At 67.1% G+C, this 25026-nt stretch carries 23 protein-coding genes and 1 pseudogene; 9 read left to right on the top strand and 15 right to left on the bottom strand.

All coding sequences use genetic code 11. The features are described from left to right. Positions 1-102: 102 nt before the first annotated feature. Positions 103-1260 (bottom strand): hypothetical protein, encoded by a 1158-nt coding sequence (locus ABTW65_RS21230; RefSeq protein ID WP_350663726.1) that lies wholly within the window; start codon positions 1258-1260, stop codon positions 103-105. Positions 1261-1492: 232 nt separating this feature from the next. Here ABTW65_RS21230 and ABTW65_RS21225 point away from each other — a divergent pair, with 232 nt between their 5' ends. From ABTW65_RS21225 to ABTW65_RS21215, 3 genes are all read left to right on the top strand, one after another. Beyond that, positions 1493-3319 carry a hypothetical protein gene (locus ABTW65_RS21225; protein WP_350663725.1) on the top strand — a complete coding sequence of 609 codons (1827 nt, stop codon included), beginning with the start codon at positions 1493-1495 and terminating at the stop codon, positions 3317-3319. A 100-nt stretch (positions 3320-3419) separates the two neighbouring features. After that, on the top strand, positions 3420-4181 hold the full coding sequence (locus ABTW65_RS21220) for a DUF2975 domain-containing protein (protein ID WP_350663723.1): 762 nt from the start codon (positions 3420-3422) through the stop codon (positions 4179-4181). After that, on the top strand, positions 4181-4417 hold the full coding sequence (locus ABTW65_RS21215; protein WP_350663721.1) for a helix-turn-helix domain-containing protein: 237 nt from the start codon (positions 4181-4183) through the stop codon (positions 4415-4417). Before ABTW65_RS21220 ends, ABTW65_RS21215 begins: the two co-directional genes overlap by 1 nt. 6 nt (positions 4418-4423) lie before the next feature. Here ABTW65_RS21215 and ABTW65_RS21210 read toward each other — a convergent pair whose 3' ends face one another. Further along, on the bottom strand, positions 4424-4963 hold the full coding sequence (locus ABTW65_RS21210; RefSeq protein ID WP_350663719.1) for a TOPRIM nucleotidyl transferase/hydrolase domain-containing protein: 540 nt from the start codon (positions 4961-4963) through the stop codon (positions 4424-4426). A gap of 74 nt (positions 4964-5037) precedes the next feature. On the opposite strand from ABTW65_RS21210, the gene ABTW65_RS21205 reads away from it, so the two are divergent. Together ABTW65_RS21205 and ABTW65_RS21200 are read left to right on the top strand one after the other, a co-directional pair. Further along, positions 5038-5787, top strand: coding sequence for a helix-turn-helix domain-containing protein (locus tag ABTW65_RS21205; RefSeq protein WP_350663716.1), 750 nt, complete (start codon positions 5038-5040; stop codon positions 5785-5787). Further along, complete coding sequence (locus ABTW65_RS21200; protein WP_350663714.1) at positions 5781-6563, top strand: Fic family protein; 783 nt, start codon at positions 5781-5783, stop codon at positions 6561-6563. The genes ABTW65_RS21205 and ABTW65_RS21200 overlap by 7 nt, the downstream gene beginning before the upstream one ends. 3 nt (positions 6564-6566) lie before the next feature. On the opposite strand, the gene ABTW65_RS21195 is transcribed toward ABTW65_RS21200, so the two are convergent. From ABTW65_RS21195 to ABTW65_RS21160, 8 genes are all read right to left on the bottom strand, one after another. Next, positions 6567-7172, bottom strand: a complete 606-nt coding sequence (locus ABTW65_RS21195; protein ID WP_350663713.1) for a nucleoside/nucleotide kinase family protein — start codon at positions 7170-7172, stop codon at positions 6567-6569. A gap of 5 nt (positions 7173-7177) precedes the next feature. After that, positions 7178-8131 carry a hypothetical protein gene (locus ABTW65_RS21190; protein ID WP_350663711.1) on the bottom strand — a complete coding sequence of 318 codons (954 nt, stop codon included), beginning with the start codon at positions 8129-8131 and terminating at the stop codon, positions 7178-7180. After that, positions 8124-8924, bottom strand: a complete 801-nt coding sequence (locus ABTW65_RS21185; protein ID WP_350663768.1) for a helix-turn-helix domain-containing protein — start codon at positions 8922-8924, stop codon at positions 8124-8126. Before ABTW65_RS21185 ends, ABTW65_RS21190 begins: the two co-directional genes overlap by 8 nt. Before the next feature lie 52 nt (positions 8925-8976). After that, complete coding sequence (gene arfA / locus ABTW65_RS21180) at positions 8977-10512, bottom strand: arabinosylfuranosidase ArfA (RefSeq protein WP_350663709.1); 1536 nt, start codon at positions 10510-10512, stop codon at positions 8977-8979. A gap of 254 nt (positions 10513-10766) precedes the next feature. Beyond that, positions 10767-11789, bottom strand: a complete 1023-nt coding sequence (locus ABTW65_RS21175) for a LacI family DNA-binding transcriptional regulator (RefSeq protein WP_350663708.1) — start codon at positions 11787-11789, stop codon at positions 10767-10769. After that, positions 11786-12643, bottom strand: a complete 858-nt coding sequence (locus ABTW65_RS21170) for a protein NO VEIN domain-containing protein (protein WP_350663706.1) — start codon at positions 12641-12643, stop codon at positions 11786-11788. The genes ABTW65_RS21175 and ABTW65_RS21170 overlap by 4 nt, the downstream gene beginning before the upstream one ends. Further along, entirely contained in the window at positions 12627-14492 is a 1866-nt protein-coding gene (locus tag ABTW65_RS21165; protein WP_350663703.1) for a DEAD/DEAH box helicase, read from the bottom strand. Before ABTW65_RS21165 ends, ABTW65_RS21170 begins: the two co-directional genes overlap by 17 nt. Continuing rightward, positions 14462-15868 (bottom strand): transcriptional regulator, encoded by a 1407-nt coding sequence (locus ABTW65_RS21160; protein ID WP_350663701.1) that lies wholly within the window; start codon positions 15866-15868, stop codon positions 14462-14464. Before ABTW65_RS21160 ends, ABTW65_RS21165 begins: the two co-directional genes overlap by 31 nt. A 137-nt stretch (positions 15869-16005) precedes the next feature. Between ABTW65_RS21160 and ABTW65_RS21155 the strand changes: the two genes are divergently transcribed. Then, positions 16006-16704, top strand: a complete 699-nt coding sequence (locus ABTW65_RS21155; protein WP_350663699.1) for a KpnI family restriction enzyme N-terminal domain-containing protein — start codon at positions 16006-16008, stop codon at positions 16702-16704. Between the two features lie 54 nt (positions 16705-16758). On the opposite strand, the gene ABTW65_RS21150 is transcribed toward ABTW65_RS21155, so the two are convergent. Continuing rightward, the gene (locus ABTW65_RS21150) at positions 16759-17772 is read right to left on the bottom strand and encodes a DNA cytosine methyltransferase (RefSeq protein WP_350663698.1); all 1014 of its coding nucleotides are present in this window, start codon (positions 17770-17772) and stop codon (positions 16759-16761) included. Between the two features lie 169 nt (positions 17773-17941). Between ABTW65_RS21150 and ABTW65_RS21145 the strand changes: the two genes are divergently transcribed. Next, positions 17942-18886 carry a NaeI family type II restriction endonuclease gene (locus tag ABTW65_RS21145; RefSeq protein WP_350663696.1) on the top strand — a complete coding sequence of 315 codons (945 nt, stop codon included), beginning with the start codon at positions 17942-17944 and terminating at the stop codon, positions 18884-18886. Positions 18887-18903: 17 nt separating this feature from the next. On the opposite strand, the gene ABTW65_RS21140 is transcribed toward ABTW65_RS21145, so the two are convergent. The 4 genes and pseudogenes from ABTW65_RS21140 to ABTW65_RS21125 form a co-directional block, all read right to left on the bottom strand. Further along, the gene (locus ABTW65_RS21140; protein WP_350663769.1) at positions 18904-19050 is read right to left on the bottom strand and encodes a hypothetical protein; all 147 of its coding nucleotides are present in this window, start codon (positions 19048-19050) and stop codon (positions 18904-18906) included. Between the two features lie 75 nt (positions 19051-19125). Further along, positions 19126-19350: pseudogene (locus tag ABTW65_RS21135) on the bottom strand (PDDEXK family nuclease); the annotation flags it as partial. 500 nt (positions 19351-19850) lie between these two features. After that, entirely contained in the window at positions 19851-20984 is a 1134-nt protein-coding gene (locus ABTW65_RS21130) for a DNA sulfur modification protein DndB (protein WP_350663694.1), read from the bottom strand. Positions 20985-21533: 549 nt separating this feature from the next. Beyond that, positions 21534-22454, bottom strand: a complete 921-nt coding sequence (locus tag ABTW65_RS21125) for an AraC family transcriptional regulator (protein ID WP_350663692.1) — start codon at positions 22452-22454, stop codon at positions 21534-21536. A gap of 53 nt (positions 22455-22507) precedes the next feature. On the opposite strand from ABTW65_RS21125, the gene ABTW65_RS21120 reads away from it, so the two are divergent. Next, the gene (locus ABTW65_RS21120; protein WP_350663690.1) at positions 22508-23200 is read left to right on the top strand and encodes a class I SAM-dependent methyltransferase; all 693 of its coding nucleotides are present in this window, start codon (positions 22508-22510) and stop codon (positions 23198-23200) included. Positions 23201-23247: 47 nt separating this feature from the next. After that, the gene (locus tag ABTW65_RS21115; RefSeq protein ID WP_350663688.1) at positions 23248-25005 is read left to right on the top strand and encodes a DUF429 domain-containing protein; all 1758 of its coding nucleotides are present in this window, start codon (positions 23248-23250) and stop codon (positions 25003-25005) included. Positions 25006-25026: the final 21 nt, after the last annotated feature.

The following is a 25026-nucleotide window of genomic DNA, read 5'->3' as shown; positions in this document are numbered from 1 at the left end:
AGTCGATTTTTGGCGTCGAATGGTCCATTCGCCGTCAGAAGCTGACCTCTCGGCATCAGCGATCGACCTCTCGGCCTCAGAAACTGACGTCTCGGCGGGAGGTCAGAAGCCTGTCGGGGCTTCCGGTAGGTCGGGGACGCCTAGTTTGGCCAACAGCGCGACCGCGTCGTTCGGCGAGACCCGCGACGACTGGGAGTGGAGCATGTCGTCGACGGCGAGATCGACCTCGCCGGTGAGGCAGACGAGCACGTCCTCGCCCTCGGCCTCGGCAGGCCCCTGGAACGCGAGCACGGGCAGGTAGGCGAGGTCGAGCGAAGCGGTCTTCTGGAGGAGGCGTACGGCGGAGAGCACATCGGCACGCGGATCGGCGACCTCCAGCGGGCGGCCGTCGACGGACGCCGCACCCGAGGCCGGAACCTCGACCATGCCGGCGGTCGAGGGGATGTCGTGCTGCTCGATGACCGCGACCCCACCTGGATGCACCACGACCGCCTCGAGCTCCCGCGAACCGATGCTCACGTTGAGCACGACCAGCGCCGACTCGAGCTGACCGAGCGCTTGGCGGAGCTTCTCCTCGCCGAAGGTCTCCGGCGCGCCGAGGTCGAGCATCCAGCCGCCCGCAGCGGTGGCCACCCACGAGGCGGTCTCCTGCTCCTTCAGCGCCACCAGCTTCTCGGCCTCCTGCCGCAGCCGGTCCCGCTCGAGGGCCGCGTCATGGGCCCGCCGCCGCTCGTCGTCGAGCTCGGCGCGCAGCATCGCGACCTCGCTCTCGGCCAGCTGCTGCAGCTCACGGCGCCGCTCCGCCTCTCGGGCACGCTCCTCGGCCTGCTGCTTCTCGGCCCGCAGCCGGGCGACCTCGAAGCGGCGTACGCCCTCCTCGAGCAGCCCGAGCGTGCGGTCGGAGACCGCCACATCGGCGCCCGACTCGAGCCGGTCCCGCAGCGCACCCCAGTTGACCTCGGGATGGTCGGTCACCAGCGCGTCCAGCACCTTCACGAGTACGTCACCCTCGACCCCCACACGCGAAGCGAGCGAGGCCTGGTTGAACCGAGCCGGTGCGGGCGCCGGGGTCGTGGCAGGAGCCAGGCTCCACTGTCCCGGCGGCCCCTCGACGAAGCCGCCCGACTTCAGCACGCCGAGCAGCTCATCCTCGGTCAGCAGCACTCGCTTGCCCTTCAGGGCGGCGCGCAGGACCTGCAGGCTCAACGGAGCCCGCAGGCGCAGGATCTCGGCGACGGCCGGCATGGAGGAATGAGGCATAGGGGCTGGTTAGGGGTTGTTCTCGCAAGCGCCGCGATCGTACACCGGAGCACCGACATTCGAGCCCAGTCGGAGCGGTTCCGAACAAACTCGCGAAAGCCTGGACACCCGTTAGGGCCCAGGGCATCGCTGTCGAGCCGGTCGAGCTGCTTCACGTCGAAGTCGTAGACGGGCCGGGTCGTTGACGTAGGTCCGCTTTCCGTTCGCTGTACGTTTTTGTAAAAGGAGGGGCATGTCTGCGATCAAACGCGTGACGAACACGTCGGAGGCCGAGGCGCTGGCGGCGTTGCTCAACGGCGACTCCCGCACGAAGCCGACCGTGGTGGTGACGGTCGCGTCAGGACACACCGAGCCCTACGCCGACGTCGAGCGGATCGCGGCCGAGATCGGCGACCTCGCCGACCTCTACCTGGTCACGACCGGCGGACACACCTGGGCCTTCTCCAACAAGATGACGCCGGGCACGCAGGTCTACGGCGGCGCCGGGCGGGTCTACCCGGTAGGCCTGGCGTGGAACATCGATCTGAAGCTGGCCCCGCTGCGGTTCGCGTGGAGCAAGTCCGAGGGCCCCAAGCTCACCGGGCAGCTCATCGACGACGCCCTCGACATGGCCGCGGCGGCGGGTCTCTTCGACAGCGCCCGCACCGCCTCGACCCGCGAGCGCCGCGCCGGCACGGTGCGCTCGATCATGAGCGAGCGGGCGCTGGTCGACCTCGTTGGTGGCGACATGGCATCGGTCCCGCCCCAGCTCGCCCAGGCCGGGGTGCCGATCGAGCGCGTCCTTGCCCCTGGGATGCACGTCGACGGCGTACTGGAGAAGAAGTCGCGCTGGCTCGATATCCGGGAGAGCCGCCCCACCGCCGAAGAGGCATTGAAGACGTACGCCGCCGGGGACGTCGTCCCCGCCGAGGTCCGCTCCGTGCTGGCCGGCTCGGCCGACCTCCGCCTGCACCCCGATGTCACCGTCGAGCTCTTCCGCTCCGATGTGACCGGCGACCCCGACGACGACCTCTCGGCGCTCCTCACCCCCGGTGAGGTCGTGCTCGCGCGGGTCGTCGCCACCGGGCCCAAGTGGCGGCTGTCGCTGCGCGAGGTCCGCGAGCACGACACGGCCCGCGAGGCTCTCGCCCTGTACGCCGGTGGCCCGCCCTGGCTCGACCCGGATGCTCCGCCGCCTGCGGTCGTCGAGCATGTCGAGACCGAGCCATCGCCTCCGGAGGTCGCTTCCGTGGCCGAGCCGGTCGAGCCGGTTGAGATGGCTGCCGAGCCCGTTGCTCCGGCCAAGCCGGCGATGCCGACCCCCGCGATGATGCCGCGCCGCAAGGGCGAGCCGGTCCGCGCGCTCCGGCCGCTGCCTGCGCCGTCGCCCGAGCCGGTGCCGGAGAAGGAGCACCCACCGGCGAAGAAGGCCGCGGTGCAGTCGATGTCGCTGCAGGTCACCGCGATCAAGGCGGAGAAGGCACATCTCGAGGCTGAGCTGACCGAGCTCCGCGACCAGGTCTCCGGGCTGCGCAACGAGCGCGTGCAGTTCGCCAAGGACCTCGCCCGCGCGGCCCGTCAGGTCGAGACCCGCGACGCCGAGCTGGCCCGGATGCGCTCCCAGCTGCGCCGCGCCAAGCAACGCACGGCGCCGCCCGACGTCGCCCTGCCTGTCTTCGCCGACCGCGAGCGCGGCTTCCGTCACCTGGTCGAGGCATCCTGGGCCCGCCGGATCCCGGTCGGCGAGCAGCCGACCCGGCCGCTGCCGGACTACGCGATCGGCGAGCGATTCCTCGACAGCGTCGACGCGCTCGAGGGCATCGCCGTCGACAAGATCGCCGACGTGGTCATGGAGGTGCTCACTGGCCTCGCGGAGCAGTCGACCGGACGGGAGCTGCACCAGCTGCGTACCTCTGCCGGGGGCAACGCCGCGCCACAGTCCCGCACCGACGGCGCCGTCTGCTACCGCGTCTCGATGCAGATCCACACGCCCAGCGCCCGCCGCCTTCACTTCTGGAAGTGCCCCGACGGCACCATCGAGCTGTCCCGCGTCGTCGTCCACGACGACATGGAGCCCTAGCTCGGGCTCCGGCCGACCCGAGATCGGCAGTTCTCGGGACGTCTGTCATCGATCGATCTATATTGTTTTTCGATAAATCTCTATCGAAAAACGGAGAGCCATGCGCCACAATCGCGCGTTCGCCATCGCCGCCTGGATCGCCCTCGCGGCAGCGGCGGTCACCACCCTCGCGGCGCTGGCGGTAGCCGCAACGGCCGCGTCCGGACTGTCCGGGCGCACCGAACTGCCCCAGCGGATCAGCCTCATCCCCGGCACCGATCTGATCGACCTGAACTACCAGCCGTCGTGGGAGGTCTCGGCGTACGCCGACATCTGCCCCCGAATCGATCTCGACGTCGACCCCACCAACCTGGATTGCGAGTACGCCCACTTCCACCACCTGGAAACGCAGCAGGAAGATTACGTCGTGATTCCGGACGATGTCCGGGCCGTGGGAGTCTTGTTCGAGGGCCGCATGTACTTCGAGACCGACCCCGGCTGGAACCCATTGATCGCGTCGTTGTACGCGATGACCGCGCTCAGCCTGCTCATCGTCGCCTTTCTCCTCACCCAACTGTGGCTGCTGCTGCGCGCGGCCTCCCAGGGCGAACCCTTCACCGACCGCGTCGTCCGCCGGCTTCGGATCATCGGTGCGACCCTGATCGCCTGGGAGTTCGTGGAGCCGTTCCTGTGGTTGTTCCTCAGCCCGAAGGCCTGGGACTACCACCTTGCGACGTACAGCGACGTCAACAACCTTGAACTAGGCTCCATGGAGCCCGGCATGGAGCTCACCCCGATCGCCTTCGGGATCCTGCTGCTGCTCCTGGCCGAGGTCTTCAAACGTGGTGTACGCCTGGAACACGAACAGAGGCTGACGGTCTGATGGCGATCGATGTCCGACTCGATCACGTCCTGCTCGACCGGAGGATGACCCTCACCGAACTGAGTGACCGGGTCGGGATCACCCTTGCCAACCTCTCGATCCTCAAGACCGGCAAGGCGCGGGCGATCCGCCTCTCCACTCTCGACGCCATCTGCCGCGAGCTCGACTGCCAACCCGGCGATCTGCTGATCCATGTCCCGGACGAGTCCAGGCTCCCGCGTTCGTCACCACGGTGACCGGCGTCAGCCCCAGCACCAGGTCAGCAGCCCGATGAGCGGGTCCGGGATCGACTCGAGCTCGACGGCCTCGCCGAGAATCGCGCCGTAGCGGATCTTGCGTCCAGACGCGGTGCCGAAGAAGCGGTGCAGCTGGTCGGCGACCTCCTCGCCGCGGTGCTCGGGCTGGTTCTGCAGCGTACGGAACTTGCCACCCTCGCCGTTGGCCTCGAGGATCTCGACGATCCGCGCTGCCCCGATCGCTCGGATCATCTCGTCCTCGAGGTCGCGCCGGCACGCGAAGAACCCCTGCCCGGAGAGGTCCTCCCCGACCTGCCGGCCGAGCGCGTTGGTGACGAAGTGCTCCTCGGCCTCGTCGTAGAGTCCGCCGACCCGATGCCCCGCCGCAGTCGTCTCCCGGATGAACCGCCCCGCGTTGCCGGCGCCGTTCATGGAGACGACCTCGATCCCTAGCTCGACGAGCTCCACCCCGTAGCGCGGAGCCAGCGCCTCCACCAGAGCCTTGTCCGACTCCCCCTCGACAAGCAGCGTGATCGGTCGCGTCATGGCGCACACCTTAGAAGAAGGTACGCCGCCGCGCCTGTTCCATATATGCAACAAGTCGCCCTAGGGTTGCATATATGGAACAGGACGTCGGCCGCCTGGTCGCGGAGTGCATCGAGCACTCGGGCCTCAACGCGCGCCAGGTGGCTGCGCGCGCCGGCGTGGCCGCATCGACGGTCCACCGGATCCTCAACGACCAGGTCAGTCCGTCGGTCGCGACCCTCCACAACATCACCGCCGCCTGCGGACTCGACCTGACGATGAGCACCTCGACGCTGGCCTCCCCGGCAGCCGCCGCGGCGGCGCGAGCCATCCTCGACGAGGACTACCCAGCCGACGTGACCTCCGAGATCGACCAGTGGGCCGCTCGGCTCGACACCTGGACCGACGGCGACCCGGTCCAGATCATCGAGGAGGCGGGGCGCGCCTCCGGCGTACTCCACCGCACCGACGCGATCCGGCTCAGCGGAGAAGCCACCATCGGCCGGCTCGCCTCCGCCGGCGACGCCTCGGGCCGGCGTTGGGCGCTCTCCGGCGCGGCCGGGCTGGACCTCCCGGCTTTCGACGAGGCCGTCCCCCGGATCTCGGTTCTGTGGTGCGAAGATCCGAGCGCGATCCGACCCCTGCTCACCGGCGGAACCCTCCGGCCGGCGTCCGCCCCGCACCGTTCCACCGTGGTCATCGCGGCCGCCGAACCCGACCTGTTCCTCGGTACGTTCGAGCGCGACCACGTCGTCTACGCGGCCCCGATCCAGATCGCCATCGATGCCATCTCGGTCGGCGGTGACGCCGCGGCCCGCGCCCGCGAGGAGATCCGGACATGGTGACAAAGCAGCCCCGCTGGGCCCCGGACCCCGAGACGTACGCCGCCCGCAAGCCGACCACGAACGACACCTACCGTGAGGTCGCGGACCGCGACGCCCAGGTGCGCGACACTGGCGTCTGGTGGACCGAGGTCGACACCGCCCGCATCCTCCCGAGCGACACCGACCGCGCCTGGCGCCGGTTCCGCGCGCGCCTTCCCGAGCTGATCTGGAACGCCGCGACGCTCGAGGGCAACAGCTTCACCCTCCCTGAGGTTCGCTCCCTCCTCGACGGCGTCACCGTCGGTGGCCACCGTGCCGCGGAGGAGCTGCAGGTGCTGGCGCTGAACGAGGCGTACGGCGCGCTCCGCGACCTGGTCGGCTACGGCAGGTTCCATATCGACAAATCGACGTCCGACCGTCTCAACCGGATCGTCGCCCGCCGCGAGACGCTCGATGCCGGGAGGTTCCGCGGCGAGGGCACGCTGCGGCGCAATGGGAGCGAGCTGCTCCGAGCCCGCTTCGCCACGCTGCAGGAGCGCCTTGCCGGGACGGACGACCCACGGCTCCAGGCGCTGATCTACTTCTGCTCCGCCGCCCGGACCCGGTACTACGCCGGCGGCAACAAGCGCACCGCCCTGCTGATGATGACCGGCATCCTGATCTCCAACGGCTTCGACGCCATCACCGTCCCCGGCGCCCGGCGTCTCGAGCTCGACCACGCCCTCGACACCCTCGTCACCGATGACGCCACCGAGCTGATGGCCTTCCTCATCGACTGCGCCGCCTCCGAGGGCTGACGGCTACAGCACCAGATCCGCCCGATCCCGCGTCGCCCGCACCAGCGCCGCGCTACGCAGATCGCTGTCGGCGATCTTCGCCTCCGCCTCCTCCCGCGACCTCCCGCCGGCAAGGAACCGCTCGAGCAACCTGGGCACGAGGACGGCATCCGGAACATCGACGAACCACACCTCGTCCAGCAGCTCGCGTACGTCCTTCCACGGCCCCTCGTCCAGCAGCAGGTAGTTGCCCTCCGTGATCACGATCGGCTCGTCCTCGATCACGACCCCACCGCGGACCGGCTCGTCCGTGATCCGGCTGAACGTCGGCCACTCGACTCGTCCTTGCCGCGCCCGCACCTGTCGCAAAGCGGCCACATACCCCTCGGCGTCGAAGGTGTCCGGCTCCCCCTTCCGCCCCCGCGCCCCCATAGCGTCCAGCTCCGCGTTGCTCCGGTGGAACCCATCCATCGGCGCGACCACCGCAACGTTCCCGGACTCGTTGAGTACGTCCCGAAGCCGCTCCGCCAACGTCGACTTCCCGGCCCCCGGAGGCCCGACGATCCCCAAGACATGCCGGCCCGAACCCGCACGCTCCCGCACCCGTTCAGCCAGATCAACGAACTGCATTGTTGTCACGCCCTGAACGCGCGAAACCATGTGCTGATCGTGTCGCCGACCTCGTCAGGAGGCGCGAACACTGCCAGATCCGCGGTTGCGAGGGTCCGGATGTGGCCGTCCCCGACGATCGTCTCCAGATAGCGCAGACCGCGACGGACTGCCTCACCGCACCGCTCGTCATCGCTGTGCTCGTCGAACTTCGCGCGCACAGCCGCACCATCGCTCACCGCCAGCAGTCGCCAGACGTCAACCGCATCCTTCGGACGTACGCGATTCCGACCGTTCCCATCACGCTCGCGGATCCGCTCACCGAGCTTGTAGGCCTTCGCGCAGAGCAGTCCGGCGTAGCCTGCCACCCAGGCATCCCGGATCGAGCCGTCGACGAAGTTCTCGATCTTCATCAACGATCGATCCAGGACAACGAGCTCCAGCCCCGGCGTGTGGCGCGTGGCCTGTTTGCCGTGGCTCTTGAGCGCGTGGGCCGACCGACGCCCGCCGCCCGCGATCGAGGTCGGCACCAGGAGATCGACCTCACCGATCGGCTCGCCCGAGCTCGCCATCCCGGTTGCCCACAGACCGGGCTGTGCCTCGTACCGGCGGCGCAGTCCAGGATCGTGCTGACGCGCCTCGCCCTCGAGCTCCGCGAGTGTGCGAAATCCTGCCCCGCGCATCGCTGCCTCCAGACGAGGCTCCTCCGCCACCAACGCGGGCGTCAGCGCTAGGTCTCCGTCCTTCGTCGCATCTGCGGCGATATCCAGATCGCGGGTGCGCTCGAAGACCGCATGGGCACCTGCGACGGTGACGGCATCGCGATGCGGGGCGATGGCATCCAGCGCAGCACACAACGCAGCACGGCTCGGAGCCATCGCCGCATTGACGCCCCCGTACGCCCCCGATGGGGCTGGCGTTCGCAGCCTCGCCGCGTCCCCCACTGCCGGGTTGATGGAGCGTCGGGATGCATCAGGCACTTTGCACACCTTCGCCTTCGGGTCCGGGTGTCAACAGCGCCTCGAGAATGCTGTCGGCCTGCTCCGGCACCCGATCGTTTCCGCCGTAGCAGTCGAGGACGATCTGCCAGGGTGCTGCGTACCAGCGGCCGTCGCCGTCCTGCCAGCGACCCATCTCGCAGAAACCGTCGAACGGGAGCAAGGTGATCGGTTTGCCCCATTCCCGCGGTCCTTTGAAGACCAAACCGAGTGCGCCGATCGAAGCGTCGATGTCTTCCACGTAGAACGTCGGCTGACTCTCGCTCGCCGAATAGACCAGCCGATTGGCCGCCCGATCCCCCGTTCCGGCCCACGCGAGGTCAGCCCGGGTCAGCCCGTCGGCGACGTCGTCCCAACTGCGATCCTGGCGAACTCTGACCACCTTGGGCCGATACGCAAGGACCGCGGCGCGCCCAGCCCGGAAGGCGAAGGTCTGCAGGTCAGGGACGGTGACGTCCCCCACCGCGTCGAGCTTCAACGTCCCGGTCATGATCCACCGATTGATCCAATAGTCGACCTCGGGCGGTTCCTTCCCTACGCCGAGGATCCAGCGCGCCGTGGCCACCGCGAGAGGGTCGGATACCGGGTCGAACCGCTCGTCGAGCCCGACCGCGTCGAGCAACTTGAGAACCACGTCGTACGTCGGGTTCATCTTCCCGGACTCGACCCGGGTCACCGTCGACGGGGACACGCCGGCCAGTGCCGCGACCTGGCGCGCGGACAGAGCGTTCATCATCCGCGCGCCGCGGAGACGCTGTGCGAGAGTCCCTTCCATACACACAACGTATGTCGGGCGTTGCGGATCTGCAACACCCGACGCAATGAGGTCAGGACGTGGCAACCTCGAACTCGATGGCTGCCCAGGACAGTGGCGGCAGGGTCATCCGCACCGAGCCGTCCTCGACACCGACACCGCCAAGCGGGGTGAGTCCTACCGCGTCAGGGGCCGACTCGACGTTGGACGTGTGCCGGTCGCCGCCCTCGGGGGTGGTGAGCACCTCGGCGCTCCGCACAGCTGTCACCCCGAGCCCGCGTAGGTCGACCGCAACCTCCGATGGCTCCGAGAGGCCGCGGTTGGCGACGAAGAGCGCGACCCGACCGTCCGCCTCGGACCAGGTCGCGGCGGCGTCGATGACGTCGACGTCGCCGAACTTCTCGGTCGGGATCTGGTCGGCGGAGACGGCGAGCCGCAGGATCTGCCCGCGAGCGAGGGAAGCCATCCGGGCGAACGGCCAGAAGATCGTCTGCCGCCAGGCCGGGCCGCCCTCCTCCGAGCGGATCGGGGCGATCACGTTCACCAGCTGCGCCTGGTTGGCGATGCGTACGCGGTCACCGTGGCGCAGCAGGCTGTTGAGCAGGGTGCCGACGACCACGGCATCGGTGACCGAGTACTCGTCCTCGATCAGCCGCGGGTGCTCGCGCCACTCCTTCCTCACCTGATCGGGCTGGTCCTCGGAGTCGGAGCCCTCCATGTACCAGACGTTCCACTCGTCGAAGGAGATGTCGACCTGCTTGGTGTGCTTGCCGGCCGCCTTGACCGCGTCGATCGTGGCGACGACGCCATCGATGAACGCGTCCATCCCGACCGCCTCGGCGAGGAACGACGCAGCATCGCCCGACCTCTCCTGGTAGTACTCGTGCATCGAGATGTAGTCGATCTCGTCGTACGCGTGGGTCAGGACGGTGTGCTCCCAGGACCCGAACGTCTCCATGTAGCGGTTCGAAGAGCCGACCGCGACCAGCTCGATCGAGTCGTCGACGAGCTTCATCGCCTTGGCCGTCTCCTGGGCCAGCCGGCCGTACTCGTGCGCCGTCTTGTGGCCGATCTGCCACGGCCCGTCGAGCTCGTTGCCGAGGCACCACAGCTTGATGTCGAAGGGCTCCTCGGCTCCGTTCTTCCGCCGCAGATCCGACCAGTACGTCCCACCGGGATGGTTCGCGTACTCGACCAGCGCACGCGCGTCCTCGACCCCACGCGTACCGAGGTTGATCGCCTCCATCACCTCGACACCGGCCTCGCGGGCCCACCCCATGAACTCGTGCAGCCCGAACTCGTTGGTCTCGATCGTGTGCCAGGCGCCGTCGATGCGGCGGGGCCGGTCCGCGACCGGGCCGATGCCGTCCTCCCAGCGATAGCCGGAGACGAAGTTTCCCCCGGGGTAGCGCACCACCGTCGGGCCCAGCTCCCGGACGAGCTCGAGCACGTCCTTGCGGTAGCCACGGTCGTCGGCGGTCGGATGGCCGGGTTCGTAGATGCCGGTGTAGACGCACCTCCCCATGTGCTCGACGAACGACCCGAAGAGACGTCGGGGTACGTCGGCGATCGTGAAGTCACGGTCGATGGTGATGCGTGCGCGGGTCATGGCTCGAAACTATTACATCGTTGTAATAACGCTGGCAAGAGCCTCCGCCTCCCCTATTCGGGGGATCCCCTCCGACCCCGACCGACCACGCCTGGATCGCGAGTGCCAATGGGAAGCATGAAGTCCCGAAGGCCACGCTCCCGATGAGTACGACGCTGCTCATCGCCGCAGGTATGGGCTACCTGCTGGGCATCCTCGTCGGCGTCTGGATCGCGCACGGCCGCTGGACCGCGCACTAGACCGCCGCGGCCGAGCTACCGCGTCGTGCTCGCACGGACGACCAGCTCGTGCGGGATCGCCACCGCGCGAGGAGGGTTCGTCCGGTCCCCGATCCGGGTCAGCAATAGGTCGACAGCCGCCTCGGCGAAGGCGTGCCGGTCCAGGGCGATGGTGGTCAGCGACGGGTTCATGAACCGGGCGTGCTCGACGTCGTCGAACCCGGTCATCAGTACGTCGCCGGGCACCGAGATCCCGTGCTCCTGGAGCACGTGCATCGCGCCGAGTGCGATCGAGTCGGTGAACGCGACGATCGCATCGAAGCCGGCGTTGCGCGCCAGCAACTCGGCGGCCGCCTCGGCGCCACCCGCCATCGACCACTCCTCGACGTACACCTCCAGCCGCGGATCAGGCTCGATCCCGTGCTCGCGCAGCGCCCGGTGACAGCCCTCCAGCCGCTGGATGCTGGTCGCCGACGCACCGGTCGCGCCCGTCTTCCCGCCCAGCGCCGCCACCCGTCGCGCGCCGCGCTCGAGCAGGTGCTTCGTCACCTCATACCCGGCTCGCCGGCTGTCGATCAGCACCCGGTCCACCTTGTGCTGCTCGACCTCACCGATCAGTACCACCGGCGGCAGCTGATCGTCGTGGACGACGATGCTGTCCTGGAGCCGGATCGGGTTGAGGATCAGCCCGTCGATCTGGTGCTCACGGGCCCGCGAGACGAGGTCGTACTCCCGCTTCGGCTCGGCCCCCGTCTCCTCAATCTGGACCGCCATCCCGCGCTCGTGCGCCACCTGCACCACCCGGTGCACCAGGTCCGCCGAGAACGCCGTCGCCAGATCCGGCAGCGCCAGCGCGATCACCCCCGTCCGACCGTTGCGCAGGCTCCGGGCACTCAGGTTCGGTACGAACCCCAGCTCCTCGACCGCCGCCAGCACCTTCTCCTGCGTGTCGGGACGTACGAACACCGTCCCGTTCATCACGTTCGAGACCGTCTTCGGCGACACCCCCGCCAGCGCCGCGACATCCTTCACCGTCGCCCGCCGCGGCCCCCTGGTCATGGGAACAGCCTTGGTTGCGTCGACCAGATCGGCATGGGTGAGTGGAGGACCGGGGCGAGCATCGGCGTGCCGCTCTCCACAGCATCGTCGGGTATCTCAAGTTTGCAGGATGCCCACTGAGCGGAGACACCTCGGTCTGCAGGCACTTGGCTGCTGAGCCATTGGCGGTCGACCGTACCGACTGAGTCGACTCTGAGATCGTCGGAAAGACGGACAACGACGAGTGCCCATACTGTGTCTCGCCGACTCACCTCGTACTCATGCCGCGAGAGGAACGCTGTAAACCGGTTCCGGCGGGTGGTTGTCTTGACCTCGAGGTGCGCAGCGAACGCCGGCGCGGAAACCGCGATGTCGTACCCGAAGCCGTCTGACCATTCAGAGACACGCTCGACTTTTGCGTGGGTGCATGACCGCAGGCCCCGGACAAGCGCCTCTTCCCCGGCGGCGCCGACTCGTTCACGCGCCGCTGTATCAACCTTGCCCCAACTCGATGTCAGCTGAGCAAAGATCTCGTCCGCAGTGAGACCGAGCGCAGACCCAGCGCTGACGATGTCGCTCGGCAGCTCGTCTGGGCCGCGAACCAGGAGATCAGCATCGCGGACCCAGGCTGGTGCGGCGTTCTCGAAGATCGCACCAATGATCCGCACGGCAGGGCTTCCATGGGTGCTGGTGCCTTCAAGGATGCCTACGCTGCTGAGCCATGCAAGCGCGTTCGCGTACTGCGTGGGCGTCAGGTCGTCATATGCAGGGTGACCTGTTAGGAGTGCTCGGGCACGCGGGATGCCCCCGCTCGACGGCAGCAGGTCCAGCCAGCGCTGTGCGGCCCTCAGGAGCGGTTCAGGTGGAAGCCGCATGGAGGTGCCCCATTAGCGCCTTCAAGTCGTCATGATCGATTCCGCCCCCCACCATGGGTTCTTCGTCAAGGTCCGCCAGTTCCCGGACGGCGGGGTCGTCGAGCACGCTGCCCATGAACTCCAGCTTGGCGGCCAGTCGAGCCTCAACGACCTCGTCGATGGTTCCTGCCGATGCCAGGACGGTGATGTTGGTGGTTACGTCTGGCCCAAGGCCAAGCCGGTGGATGCGGTCGAGACTCTGCAGGAAGCGGCCGGCGGCGAAGTCGCGGTCAACATAGACAGCGTCGTGGCACTCGTGGTGGAGGCTGATGCCCTCTCCAAGGGTGGCAGGGTTCGACAGGAGGACGAGGCAGTCGGGGTCTGTGCGAAAGCGCCTGATCTGTTCGTCGCGGTCGACTGTGCCGCCATGCACCATGGCCGGGCTGAACTGGGCAAGCACTCGGTCGAGAGTGTTGAGGCTTCGGATGAACGTCGACCAGACCAGCGTCTTCCGCCCGAGTTCGGCGTTCTTCTTCACGATGGCAAACGTCTCGTTGTACTTGGGCGACATCTCATACGCGGGAAGGTCCTGCATCAGCTCGAACAGTGCTGACTTCTCCGGCACGGCGAGCGGCGGCACTTGATAGGCAAGCGGCTCATACCGAGTAGTTCCGATGGCGAGGAGCGCGGGGCTCGTGGCAGCCATAAGCATGTAGACGATAATCTTGCCGAGGGCTTGGAAGTCTCCCTCGGATCCTGCTGCGCGTGCCGAAAACTGCCCGATCAGTGCCCGGTAGATCTCTGCATGCAGGGGTGGTAGCGGAAGGACCCGAAGCTTGGGGGTCAGCGGAGGGAGCCCAAGCTCTCCCTTGGTCGTGCGCGTGAACAGTGGCTTGAGCGACTTGCTTGCAGCGCCCAGGTCTCCGCCCGCAACAGCCTGAACGACGCTCTGGCGCCCGGACCCCGGCCATACGAACCCGAAGAGATTCTCCAGATCCCTCACGCCGTTGGGGGCGGGGGTTCCTGTCAGAATCAGCCGTCGTCGGGATCGTGGCCCTAACGCGAGGCATGCGGCCCCATACTTGCCATCGGCCCCGAGTTTCATGCGATGTGCCTCGTCGAGGACGATCATCGAGGGGCGCTCGGCTAGCCACCGAGCGAGGCCGTTAACCGCGCCGGGCAGGCGTTCATAGTTGACGATCAGCGCTTCAGCCGTCGCAGGTGGCAGCCCGTCCACGACCTCCATCGCCAGTGGGGGCTGGAAGCACTCCTGGTTCTCCTCCTGCCACGCCTCGTAGCACGACTTGGGTCCGACGATGAGGAGTCGCTCGAGCCCTTCGGACTGTCGGAGGGCTTGGAATACGGCTAGCCCGACGCGGGTCTTCCCAGCGCCTGGGACGGAGAAGTTTGCGCCGTGACGGAGTGAGAGCAGCTTCGCGATGTCCCGCTTCTGGAATCCAGTCAGTGGCCCGACCCAATCTGGTCCGAGCCGTCCTACGACCTCCTGAGGGTCGACGGTGGCGGTCATGGCCGGCGATGCGAGTTCACCGGAAACTGTTTGAGCGTCTTTGAGAGAGTCGACCACCAGAGTTCGGAGGAGAGGATCCCATGAGACATCACCACTCCCCTGGTGTGGCCACTCACCAAGTGTCGCCAGGTTCGTCAGAAGGTCGTCGATCTCGATCTCGACGACTCCGGGCGACCGCTGGGTGCTGCTTTGGAAGCTGAGCGCGAGTCGACGCAGGTCGGCTTCGCTGCCTGGACGCGCTGTGAGCCGTACTTTCGTCGCCTCTGGCGCCAAGTTGAGTGTGAGTGACGCGGTCGGGGCTCCGGTGTGCATCACTTGGCCCGGACGGCTGCGAGCAGCCACGCGACGCCCTCACCTGGCGTTGTGAAAGTGCGCCCAGCCTGACGTGCGAGTCTTTCTAGACTGTCTCGAAGAACGATCAGCGCGTCGTCGAACGCCTCTTCATCGAGGGCTCTCTTTGCCTTCGCTTCGGCGAACTCGTTTGCGCTCTGGGCGACATGGTCGGCGGCGTCCGTGAGCCGGTCTGGGACCGCGGTCTGGCGTTTGACGAGCTCGGCGTTCTGGCCAGCGAGCTTCACGGCAACGTCGAACGTCTTCTTGGCGTCGGTCATCAGGGCTGCCGCCTTCGAGACGGACTGGGGTGTCGCGTTGGCGCCGTCCTGGGCGGTGGCCTTGGCTTGAAGCAGGGACCGCGTCAAAGCCTCGACCGCCTTCGTATCGGTGCTCGGGCTAGGAAGCGTCGCCTCGGGGATCCCGGGAACGGAGGCGGCCGGCGCGGGCGCGATCGTGGGACGCAGGCTGTCGGGAAGCCGGGGGTCGAGGTAGCGCGAGTGGAAGTCGGCCTCGGCAAGCCGAAGCGAGGTCTTGGGATAGTCGAGCAAGACCAGCGCGAGACGGGACTGCTTGAGCTTCTCAGCGGCGTCCGGATCGGTCTTCTTTAGCTTCATGTAGTCCCGGTGGAGTTCACGAAGCTTCTCCTGGTGCTGCTCGAAGTCGACAAGGCGAAGCTGCGCGCCATCCGGGGTGCGGCTGTCCTTGATGGCATCCAGGATGAGCCGGTAGACCCAGATGTCCCGCTGGAGCGTGGTCAGCTTGATGTTGAAGTCCTTGGCGACGTCGGCCTGGGAGCGGCCGTTGCCAATCTCTTCGTCGATGGCGATGAGGCGGTTGATGTAGGAGTAGTCGCGCCGCCGGTCCTTGCGGAGCTGAAGCGACAACTCGACGCTATTGATGTCCTTGCGGGTGGTGTCCTCGGGGAGGACTCCCACTCGGATGTTCTGCACGCCGAGATCGCGCAGTGCCGCCGCGCGGGTGTTCCCGTCCACGAGGATCCCGTAGGGGCTGACGATGCCAGGTTCACGCTGCCCGTTGTCGTCGAGCTCGTCTTTCAGTGCGACATAGTCAGGATCGATCTGGTCGGGATTCGCCGGGCGCTGCCTCAGCAAGTCGTGGAGGTACGTTTGGGCGGCCTCGCCCCAGGGATCGCTGTCGATGGTCTGGTTGCGGTCGACATCGAGCGTGCGCTGCGCGCGGATCCGGTGTGTGTCCGGGTTGAAGTAGAGCATGTCGACCGGCATGGAGATTACGTAGAGGTGCCGGGTCTCGCCCCGCCAGTCGATGGTTACCTTCGCTCCATCCTCGCTGCGGGCCTGCTTTAGGCGCTGATCGATGATCGTCTTGATCTCGTTGCCGCGGGGTGGGACGCCGAAGTCGGCCATGGTGATTCTCCTCGGGTGCAGGTCTGTGAGGCAGGTAAAGCTCGCCGTCGCCAGAATGATTGCACTAAGCACCGACAGTCTGACTCACACTCGTTAGGCTTTGGCTCCCGACATACCCAAGGAGCGTGATCGGCAGAGTGAATCAGCCAGCGTGGGACGACGCGGAGTACAGCGCCGGGGCCATGGTCAAGGGTGCACTGTGGCTGGTGCAGGTCGTGGGCGAGGGAAACACGTTCACCAAGACCGAGCTGCGCGAAGCGTTCCCAGGGATCTCCCAAGTGGACCGCAGGATCCGGGACCTTCGGGACTACGGCTGGGTCGTCTACACCAGTACGGAGGACGCCACGCTTTCGCGCGAGGACCAGCGCTTCGTGAAGATGGGCGCCCCGGTCTGGGACCCGAAGGCTAGGCGAGCAGCGGCCCCTGACAAGGCAGTGTCCAGCAAGGACCGGCAGGCCGCCATGGCGCGCGACGGGTACATGTGCACGTTGTGCGGCATCGCCGGCGGCGAGCCATACCCCGACGATCCGGTGATGACGGCGGTGCTCGCCGTCTCCCGAAAGCCGTCCACAAGTGAGTCAGGGGGACGTCGGGACGTCCTCGTGACTGAGTGCAAGCGCTGCAGGGCCGGCGGGCCCGCGGCTCCTAGTTCGCCTGAGGCCGTGGTTTCAGTTGCGCGCGAACTGGACGTCCGCGAACGGCGCCGCCTGCTGGGTTGGATGGAGCGGGGGAGGCGTGGGCGCACCGAGCTCGACCGCGCCTGGGCTGCGTTCCTCCGAGTGCCTGAGGACGCCCGGCCCGGGTTGCTGGAGTCCGTGAAGGCACTCGACGGATAGGTCGACTATAGGCAGATGCGCCCGCGCGTGGGCTCAGGGCTCAGGGCTCAGGGCTCAGGCAGCAGTTTCGCTCCGAGCGCCGCCGGCCCAAGCAGGCTGGAGCGCTCGGCGGATTGCGATGCCCATTGCGCGGGCGACTGGTGGGGGAAAGGCGTTGCCCATTGTCTTGTATGCGTTGGTCTTCCGAAGCACCTGGTCGATCTTCCACGTGTCCGGGAAGCCCTGGATCCTCGCAGCCATGCGAACGTTGAGTTTGAAAGGCTTGTCGGGTGGCCAGCCGGGGTCTGGTGCCCAGCCGTGGTCGGCAAGCCCGAGGCCATCGACGCCAAGCTGGAGCCACTGAGCGCGTGCACGCGTCGGGCCCAGGTCAGCACCACCGTGCTTCTCAGAGCCTCCAACAAGTGTGGGACCGACGCTGGTTGCCACCTCCGTCGCCCAGGTGTGTGCGTCCCATCCTCGTGCGCCAACGAGGTCCTTGATCGCCTCGCCAACGGTGACACGCGCCTCGCCCGGCGTCTCTGGCTCGGGCCACTTGAACCGGTTACGGTCATCAGCGTCGCGAAACGCGACAAGCACGGAGCGTGGTCTGAGCTGGGGCACCCCAAAGTCAGCGGCGTACACGAGTCTCCACTCGGGATCCTTATATCCAAGCTGCTCCAGGCGGTCGATGGTCTCCTGCCGCCAGTCGGCAAACTTGGCGTCCATCAGGCCGCGTACGTTCTCGAACATCGCCACCCGAGGCTCGACCTCCTCGACCATGCGAAGAGCGTCTGGCCATAGGTTGCGCTCGTCGGACGCTCCGAGCTGCTTCCCCGCCTTCGATGCCGGCGTGCAGGGAACACCACCAGCGACCAGGTCGATCTCCTTCGACTTGAACTCTTTGAAGGAGTAGCCGCGTACATCCTCATGCTCGACGCGCCAGTCGCGGCGGTTCTCCTCAAGGATCGTGCACGCCGGCTCCCAATACTCAACCAGAAGTTCATGCTCGAACCCGGCGTCCTCCAAGCCCAGCGCCTGCCCTCCGGCGCCAGCACAGATCTCGATCGAAGTAAGCGGCCCGCTGGTCATGGCGGAAGCCTACGTTGTGCCACCGACAGGGTCGGGAGGCGCACCGTCGAACGCACGTTCCCAGCGGCTTTAGTTCTGGGAACATGCGTCGCGGAACACCTAGGTGCAGATGCCGCCCTGGGAGGCGCGGCTACGTGAAGACGCCTCCCGGTTGCGCTAGCGTCACCGCGTGCCGCCAACTTCCCCTCTCGTGGAGCCCGGCTCCCTTTGTCAGCCAGACGAACGGAAAGGCGGCCGAGCGGCACCTCACCGGGTGGTGGATCCGGCTGACGACGAGGACCTGCAAGCAGTCCATTCATGGCTCGTAGCGCAACCAGTCGATGCCCTCCTTCGCACTGCGACAGACGACGCTGTCCGGTATGTACTCGACGGTGCACGCACCTGGCGTTTCGACCTGATGGATCCCAAAGTCGACTCTGACGAGCGGTCATCTGTAGGCACCAAGCTCCAGTACCACATCATCGAGAGGCTGGGTCTGGCGAAGGTGCCGCCCCTCGACACCGAGATCGTCGGCGTGGCGGTCGAGATCAAAGGCACCGTCAGAGACGGATACCAATGGATGATTCCCCGCGAGGGCCAGTGCCAGGTCACCCTCCTGGTCCGCATCGACCCCAAGGCCCACCGATTCGCGGCGTGGCTGATGCGTACCCACCGTGTCTGGCTCGCTGGCGGCAGCGGGAACCAGGACAAGAAGCGCTCAACCCTGGCAGGACCGGTCCGTGCGTATGCGCTGGAGGTCGTCAGGTGGACCAGCCTCCCACCTGAGCCACTGAGGCTGCTTACCCGTGACCAGCTCGATGTCGTCTTCGGACGCGACGGCCTTCGAAAGCGAGCGACCGAGCTGTTCTCGTACTTGTCTGAGACAGTGGTGCCGCGGGCATCCCTCGCCACAGTCGGTGCAGGACTTCACGACCCAATGAAACGCATTCGCGAGGCCAAGGTGTCGCTGCGCGAGGACCACGACCTCATAGTTCTTGTCGGCACGTGGGTCGATGAGCGTGAGGCGGCTCGTCGGCTTGGACACGATATTAGCGTGGAGGACTGGGTGGCGGTCCCACGACACAGATTCGTTGACGCTGGTGTTGCGGTTCCGCCGCTCCGCACCTCGGAATGAAGCGATCGATTCAGAAGTCAGTCCCGCGAGCGATGAGCAAGAACTGCAGCCGCAGCGGCAGCCGGATCCTCGCGTACCTGGTGCTCCCAGACGCGTACGGCAACCCAGCCCAGATCCTCGGCCGTTGCTACTGCCTCCGCGTCTCTCTCACGTGTCCGTGCCATCTTGGCCTCCCACATGGTTGCGTTAGGTCCCGTGAATGGCGTGCGACGGCCGTGGTCGGGGCACGAGTGCCAATAGCACCCGTCGACCCAGACCGCGATCCGAGGTCCTGGCATCACCAGGTCAGGTGTGCAGGCACGTGCGAGGCGCCGGTGGAGCCGAAAGCGGGCGCCCGCGGCGTGCAGCGCCCGGCGGAGGGCGATCTCCGGAGCGGTGTCTCTGCTCGACCGCCCGGACAGACTCGGACTCGATGCCGTCGGAATCCAATGCTCAGGCACGTTGCTTAGGCTACCCGGGCACATCCCCGATCAATTCCCAAGCGACCCGCCGCCCTCGTCTTCCCAGATGACCACGCCACACATCACGCTAGCTGAGCCTAGCGTCTCGCGGCTCTACTTGCGGCCCGCCGACCCAGCACCACCGCGGTGGGGCCAGCGAGCGGCTATTTGATCAGGTCTCCAAGACCCGATCAGGTTCGCCACCCGCGTAGCGGCCTCATCGATACATGCCTGGTCAGGCAATCAGACCCAGAGACATGACGCGGCGACGATCCCCTCGATAGCCGGCGTGATCCGGTGCCCGCGAGAGCGCATGCCAATCACGACCTCGACCAACTGGAGCAGCAGCGTGCCGAGGAGATCGCGATAAGGAGTCATCGCTGCTGCACAGTCGGGAGCGCCCAGCCCGTAGGCTATGACGCTCCCGACGCTGATGCGATTAGCTCGGGCCGGAACTATTCAGTGAACCGGCGGACCTTCGACTCGCCCGCTTCAGCAGTCCATCGCGGTCTCCTCGTCACCGGTCAGGTGAGACTGATCGCGTCACGTAGTGCCTTGGTCGCAGCGTAGACCTCCTGATTGCGCGCGGACGGCGTCCCCCCACGGCCCACGAAGTTGACCTCCTCGCTCGTGAATAGCTCTGAGGTCGGGCTGAAGTCGACCTTGCTGAGTGCCTTGCGGTACTTCGTGACGTCGGTGATTCCATCGTCCTTCATCGCTTCATGAAGGGCACCGGTGATCACGCGAAGCGTAGTTGTCGAGGCGAGGAGTGTACGTCGACGGAAGGCCTTGATTGCTTCGCTCTGCTCCTTGACAGAGTCGAGGGCCGCGATCTCAGCCCTCATCTCGCCGAACTGCGGGAGCGCCTGGTCGATGAGGTCGAACAGAGCGTTACCGAGCTCGACGATCTCTTCTGGCTGGTGGTTTTTCGGCGAGCGCCCCCGTGGTAGCACCATGCCAAGGTCGAATCGCTTCAGACCATCGTAGACGCCTGCTAGCGAGAAGATCTTGCCGTCGGTCGAGGTGACCCGAGCCTTGGTCAACTCCACGAGGCCTCGCAGGAATGGGTGGCTCGACGCGAGCTCTTGGGCGGCGCGAGCGTACGGGTCGCGAGAGTCGAACGTGATGTTGAGGCCCTTAGACACAACCTTCGGTGTGGCGTTCATGTCGCTGAACATCTGACGACGCTTTGTGTAGTCGTCTTCGACGTAAAGCACGATCGCGCTGAAGTCGTCGAGAACTCGATCGTCCTCGCGTGCCGCCTCGGCGATCGCGTGCCGACGGTGCTGCCCATCCAGGCATCGAAGCTCCGCATCCATCGGAAGGATCAGAGTTCCGATTTCACTGCCCGAGTAGGCGGGGACGAAATGGTCGTCTCCAACGACGTCGATCGCGTATGTCATGGCGCCGAGGATGTAGTCCTCAGTGTTCTCGGTGATGTAAGTGACGATGTCACTAGCGTGGCGCTTGTCCATCGTCCGCTGCACCTTCTTGCCTTGGTCGGCGATCTCTGCTTCGGCCGCAAAGTTGCGAAGCAGGACGCGATTGGTGACCAAGAGCAAGTACATCGGGCGGTCCCCCTGCTTCCCGCGCATAGCGGGAATGTGAATCCCCTGAATCGGCGGAGCTGAGGTCACGATGTTGGTGTCGGTGTTCATTCTGATTCCGTCCCCTCTGGGTTCTGTGGGTTTCGCTTGATTTCCACAACTCCGCAGGAGATTTTCCCGTCGGAGATCCTGCGGGCGGTGAGCGAGTGTGGACCTTGCCCACCGTGCGCCCGCACTGGTCCTCCACAGACCGAGGCTGTGGACACCTCGAGCCAATGCAGCTATGTTGTCATGATCGCGATATTACTCGCGACGGCTGAGTGGCGAGCGTTCTCCCTAGGCTCGGATTGGAGCCCCAGCCATAATAGGAATACTTGTCTCGCCACTCGACATGCTGAATTGGGGGAATCAATGTCCCACGACTGCGTCGCGCCCAGCAGGCCTGCCATACACGCTACGGCCTAGTCACGAAACCGTGTACTTGACCGCATGCGTCTACAGTAGCATCCGCGAACGACTCTCGCAACCATCGTAGTGAGGTGAATTTGTATTTGATTAATTATTTGGGAAGTCGATACTGCGTAGCTACGCTCCCATTGCTGCATAGCTGCCTGCGCAGCAATTGCCGGGATCGTGTGAACGCGACGAACATCAGGGCTCTCACGCCTCCCGGCGCCAGCGGTCGGGGGTGGTGCCGTAGCGGGCCTTGAAGCGGCGTACCAGGTAGCCGGGGTCGGTGAGGCCAGTGCGGGTGGAGATGACCGAGAGCGGGAGGTCGGTTTCGCGGAGGAGGCGGCGGGCTTCGGTGAGGCGGCGCTCGGTGAGCCAGTCGAGGAGCGTGCGGCCGGTGCGTTGGCGGATGACGGTGGTGAGGTGGCCTGGGGTGTAGCCCAAGGTGCGGGCGAGGTCGCCGGCGGAGACCTTGGTGGCGTACGTCCTCTCGATCTCGTCGAAGACCCGGCTGACCAGCGGGTCCGGGGCGATAGGGGCACTTGGAGCGAGGCGCGCGGACGCGACGAGGAGCTGGGTGAGGATCGCGGTGACGGTGTCGTGGGAGCCGAGGCGTTCGGGGTGGCGTAGCTCGTCGTCGAGCTCGGTGAGCCACGCCCGCCAGCGCGGGCGCTCGGCCTCGGGGACCATGCCGCTGCGGCCGTCGGCGGCGAAGAGGGCGAGCAGCGGGTGGTGGGCCCAGGTGAGCGGGGAGATGGAGGCGAGGGAGGGGATGGCGTCGGGGGTGAACGCGACCGACCAGGCGCGCGCGTGGGTGAGCTCGGCGAGCGACTCTGCGGCCACGACCTCGCCGGGAGCCACCGCGTGGACCTCGCCGTCACGCAGCGCCACCTGCTTTCCGTCGAGGCCGACGGCACCGCCGCCGCGCTCGACATAGGCAAGCACCCAGAAGTCGTGGGCGTGCCGGTTATCGGGCGGCAGGTGCTCGACGTCGCAGTCGGGATCGAGGGGTACGACCCTGACAGCAGGTCTGCCCGGGCGCTGGTCCCAGGCGTAGACCGGGGTGCCGTCGGCGCGCACGGTACGCACAGCTCGGGCGAGCACCGAGGTCGAATCCGAAGAACGTCCCATGCCTACCGACTTCCCTCCCACTGAAGATCCGCAAGATGTCCCATCGTGGATGTATGACCACCATACAGATCATCGACGGCCGCGCCGAGGGCGAACGGGACCGCCCGTTCCTCCCTGGCATGGGCCGCACCTGGCTCCTTCCCCTCTACGACCTCTTCACCCGGCTCGCCCGCGTGCGCGCGCTCCACGAGCGGACGGTCGAGCTCGCCGGCATCTCGCCTGGGCAGACGGTGCTCGACGTCGGCTGCGGCACCGGCAACCTCTCCTTCTCGGTGCTTCGCGCCGTCCCGGGAGCCGTCGTCACCGGACACGACCCCGACGCCGGCGCGCTGCGGATCGCCGCTCGGAAGGCGGGTCGGCGAGGCGTACGTCTCTCGCTGGTGCAGGGGTACGCCGACCGGTTGCTGCCCGAGGACGGCAGCGTCGACCACGTCGTCTCCTCGCTCGCGCTGCACCACGTCGACGACGCCGGTCGCGAGGGGTTCGGACGTGAGGCTCACCGAATCCTCCGGCCCGGCGGGCGGGTCACCATCGTCGACTTCGGCGCTCCCGACCACGGGCCGGGCCACAACCACGACCACGGTCACGGGAGCCGTCGGCATCGCGGGATGAACGCCTACACCGAGCGCAACCTCGACAACGCGCTCGTCAGCCTGCTGACCGACGCCGGGTTCACCGACGCCCGCGAGGTCGACCACATCGACCACCGATTCGGTCCGATCACGATCGTTCAGGCGACTCGCTGACGGCCCGGGGGTTAGACCCGCGCCTCTTGGGCGGGCAGTCTGGCCCCATGTACTTCCTCGGAGTCGACCTCGCCTGGGGCGTGCGCAGGCCCACCGGCCTGGCCGTCCTGGACGAGGAGGGCCGCCTCGTGCACGTCAGTGCCGTCAAAACCGACGATGAGATCGTCGCCGCTCTGGAGCCCTACGTCGACGACAGTCTCGTCGCGATCGATGCTCCCCTGATCGTCACCAACGCCACCGGGAACCGTCCGGCGGAGGCGGCGCTCAACAAGGACTTCGCTCGCTTCGACGCCGGCGCGCACCCGTCCAACACCAGCAAGCCGGAGTTCAGCGAGCAGCCTCGAGGCGCCCGGATCGCGGCTCGGCTCGGGCTCGACATGAACCCCCGGTCGGGGCGGCGGCGCCGGGCGATCGAGGTCTACCCCCACCCCGCGACGGTGGCCCTCTTTCGCCTGGGCCGGACGCTGAAGTACAAGCACAAGTCAGGCCGTGACATCGACCAGCTCCGCGCCGAGCTGGTCATGCTGCTCGGCCTGCTCGAGGGTCTCGCCAGCGCCGACCCGCCGCTGCTGCTCGACAACAACCCGTCCTGGCACGCCCTTCGAACGGCCGCCGAGAATGCCGTACGCAAGAGCGAGCTGCGAGTGGTCGAGGACCAGGTCGACGCGGTGCTGTCCGCGTACATCGGCCTGTTCGCGACCCGCGCACCGGACCGCACCACCACCTACGGAGACTTCGCCACCGGCTACGTCGTCACCCCGACGTTGCCCGACGACCTCCGCCCGACACCCCGCGGGCGAGCCGGGGCGAGGGTCCACGACACCGCGACCGCGGTCCGTGAGTACGCCGCGATGCAGCCGACGCTGCAAGAAGCAGCCGACCAATACGTACAGCTGGTGACCTCGATCCTCGACGACGCGGGCATCAACTACCTCACCGTGACCTCGCGCGCGAAGTCGGTCGCGTCGTTCGCGGCCAAGGCGGCTCGTACCGTCGACGGACGGCAGGTCTTCACCGACCCGCTCCGCCAGATCACCGACCAGATCGGGCTGCGGGTGATCACCTACGTCCACAGCGACGTCCAGGCCGTCGCCGACCTCCTCGACGACCAGGTGGTGGTCCACGACGACCGTGACATGGGCGAGGAGACCGCGAGCGAGGGCCGGTTCGGGTACGCCAGCCGCCACCTCCTGGTCAGTCTCGACCCCGCGCGGGAGGGCCAGGAAGCGTACGAGCTCTTGCGAGGCCGTCAGGCGCAGATCCAGATCCGCACCGTGCTGCAGCACGCCTGGGCCGAGTTCGAGCACGACATCCGCTACAAGGGCACGATCCCGAGCGAGCACGTACCCGACTTCGACCGACGGTTCACGCTCGCTGCCGGCCTGCTCGAGCTCGCCGACCGCGAGTTCTCCACGATCAGGGACCGGCTCCGGGAGGGCGGGACCGCCGCCAGCACCGAGGCTCTCGACGACGACCCGCGCATCAGCCCCCGTGAGCTGGCGGCCTTCTTGGCCGGGCAGTACGCCGAGGCCGGCTGGTCGCGCACCGACCACTACGGGTGGATCTCCGGCATCATCCTCGAGCTCGGCATCACCTCGCTGACCGAGCTCGGCGACGCGTTGCGCTCGGTCGACGAGGAGACCCTGATGGCGCGGATGGACTACCGCTATCCGCCGGGCGCGGTGCGGCGCCTCGATGACGCACTGCTCTGGGTCTACGGCGACGACTACGTCAGGCTGCGCGCCAATGCGCACCGGGAGCCCGGCCTGCGGGCCAGGCTCGCCAAGATGCGCGACTCCGACTGAATCGACCGTTCAGGCCGCCGG

This window comes from Nocardioides sp. NPDC127503 (genome assembly GCF_040302165.1).
Lineage (GTDB): Bacteria > Actinomycetota > Actinomycetes > Propionibacteriales > Nocardioidaceae > Nocardioides.
Note: the sequence above shows the minus strand (reverse complement) of the source record. Positions and strands in the feature narration are given on the sequence as shown.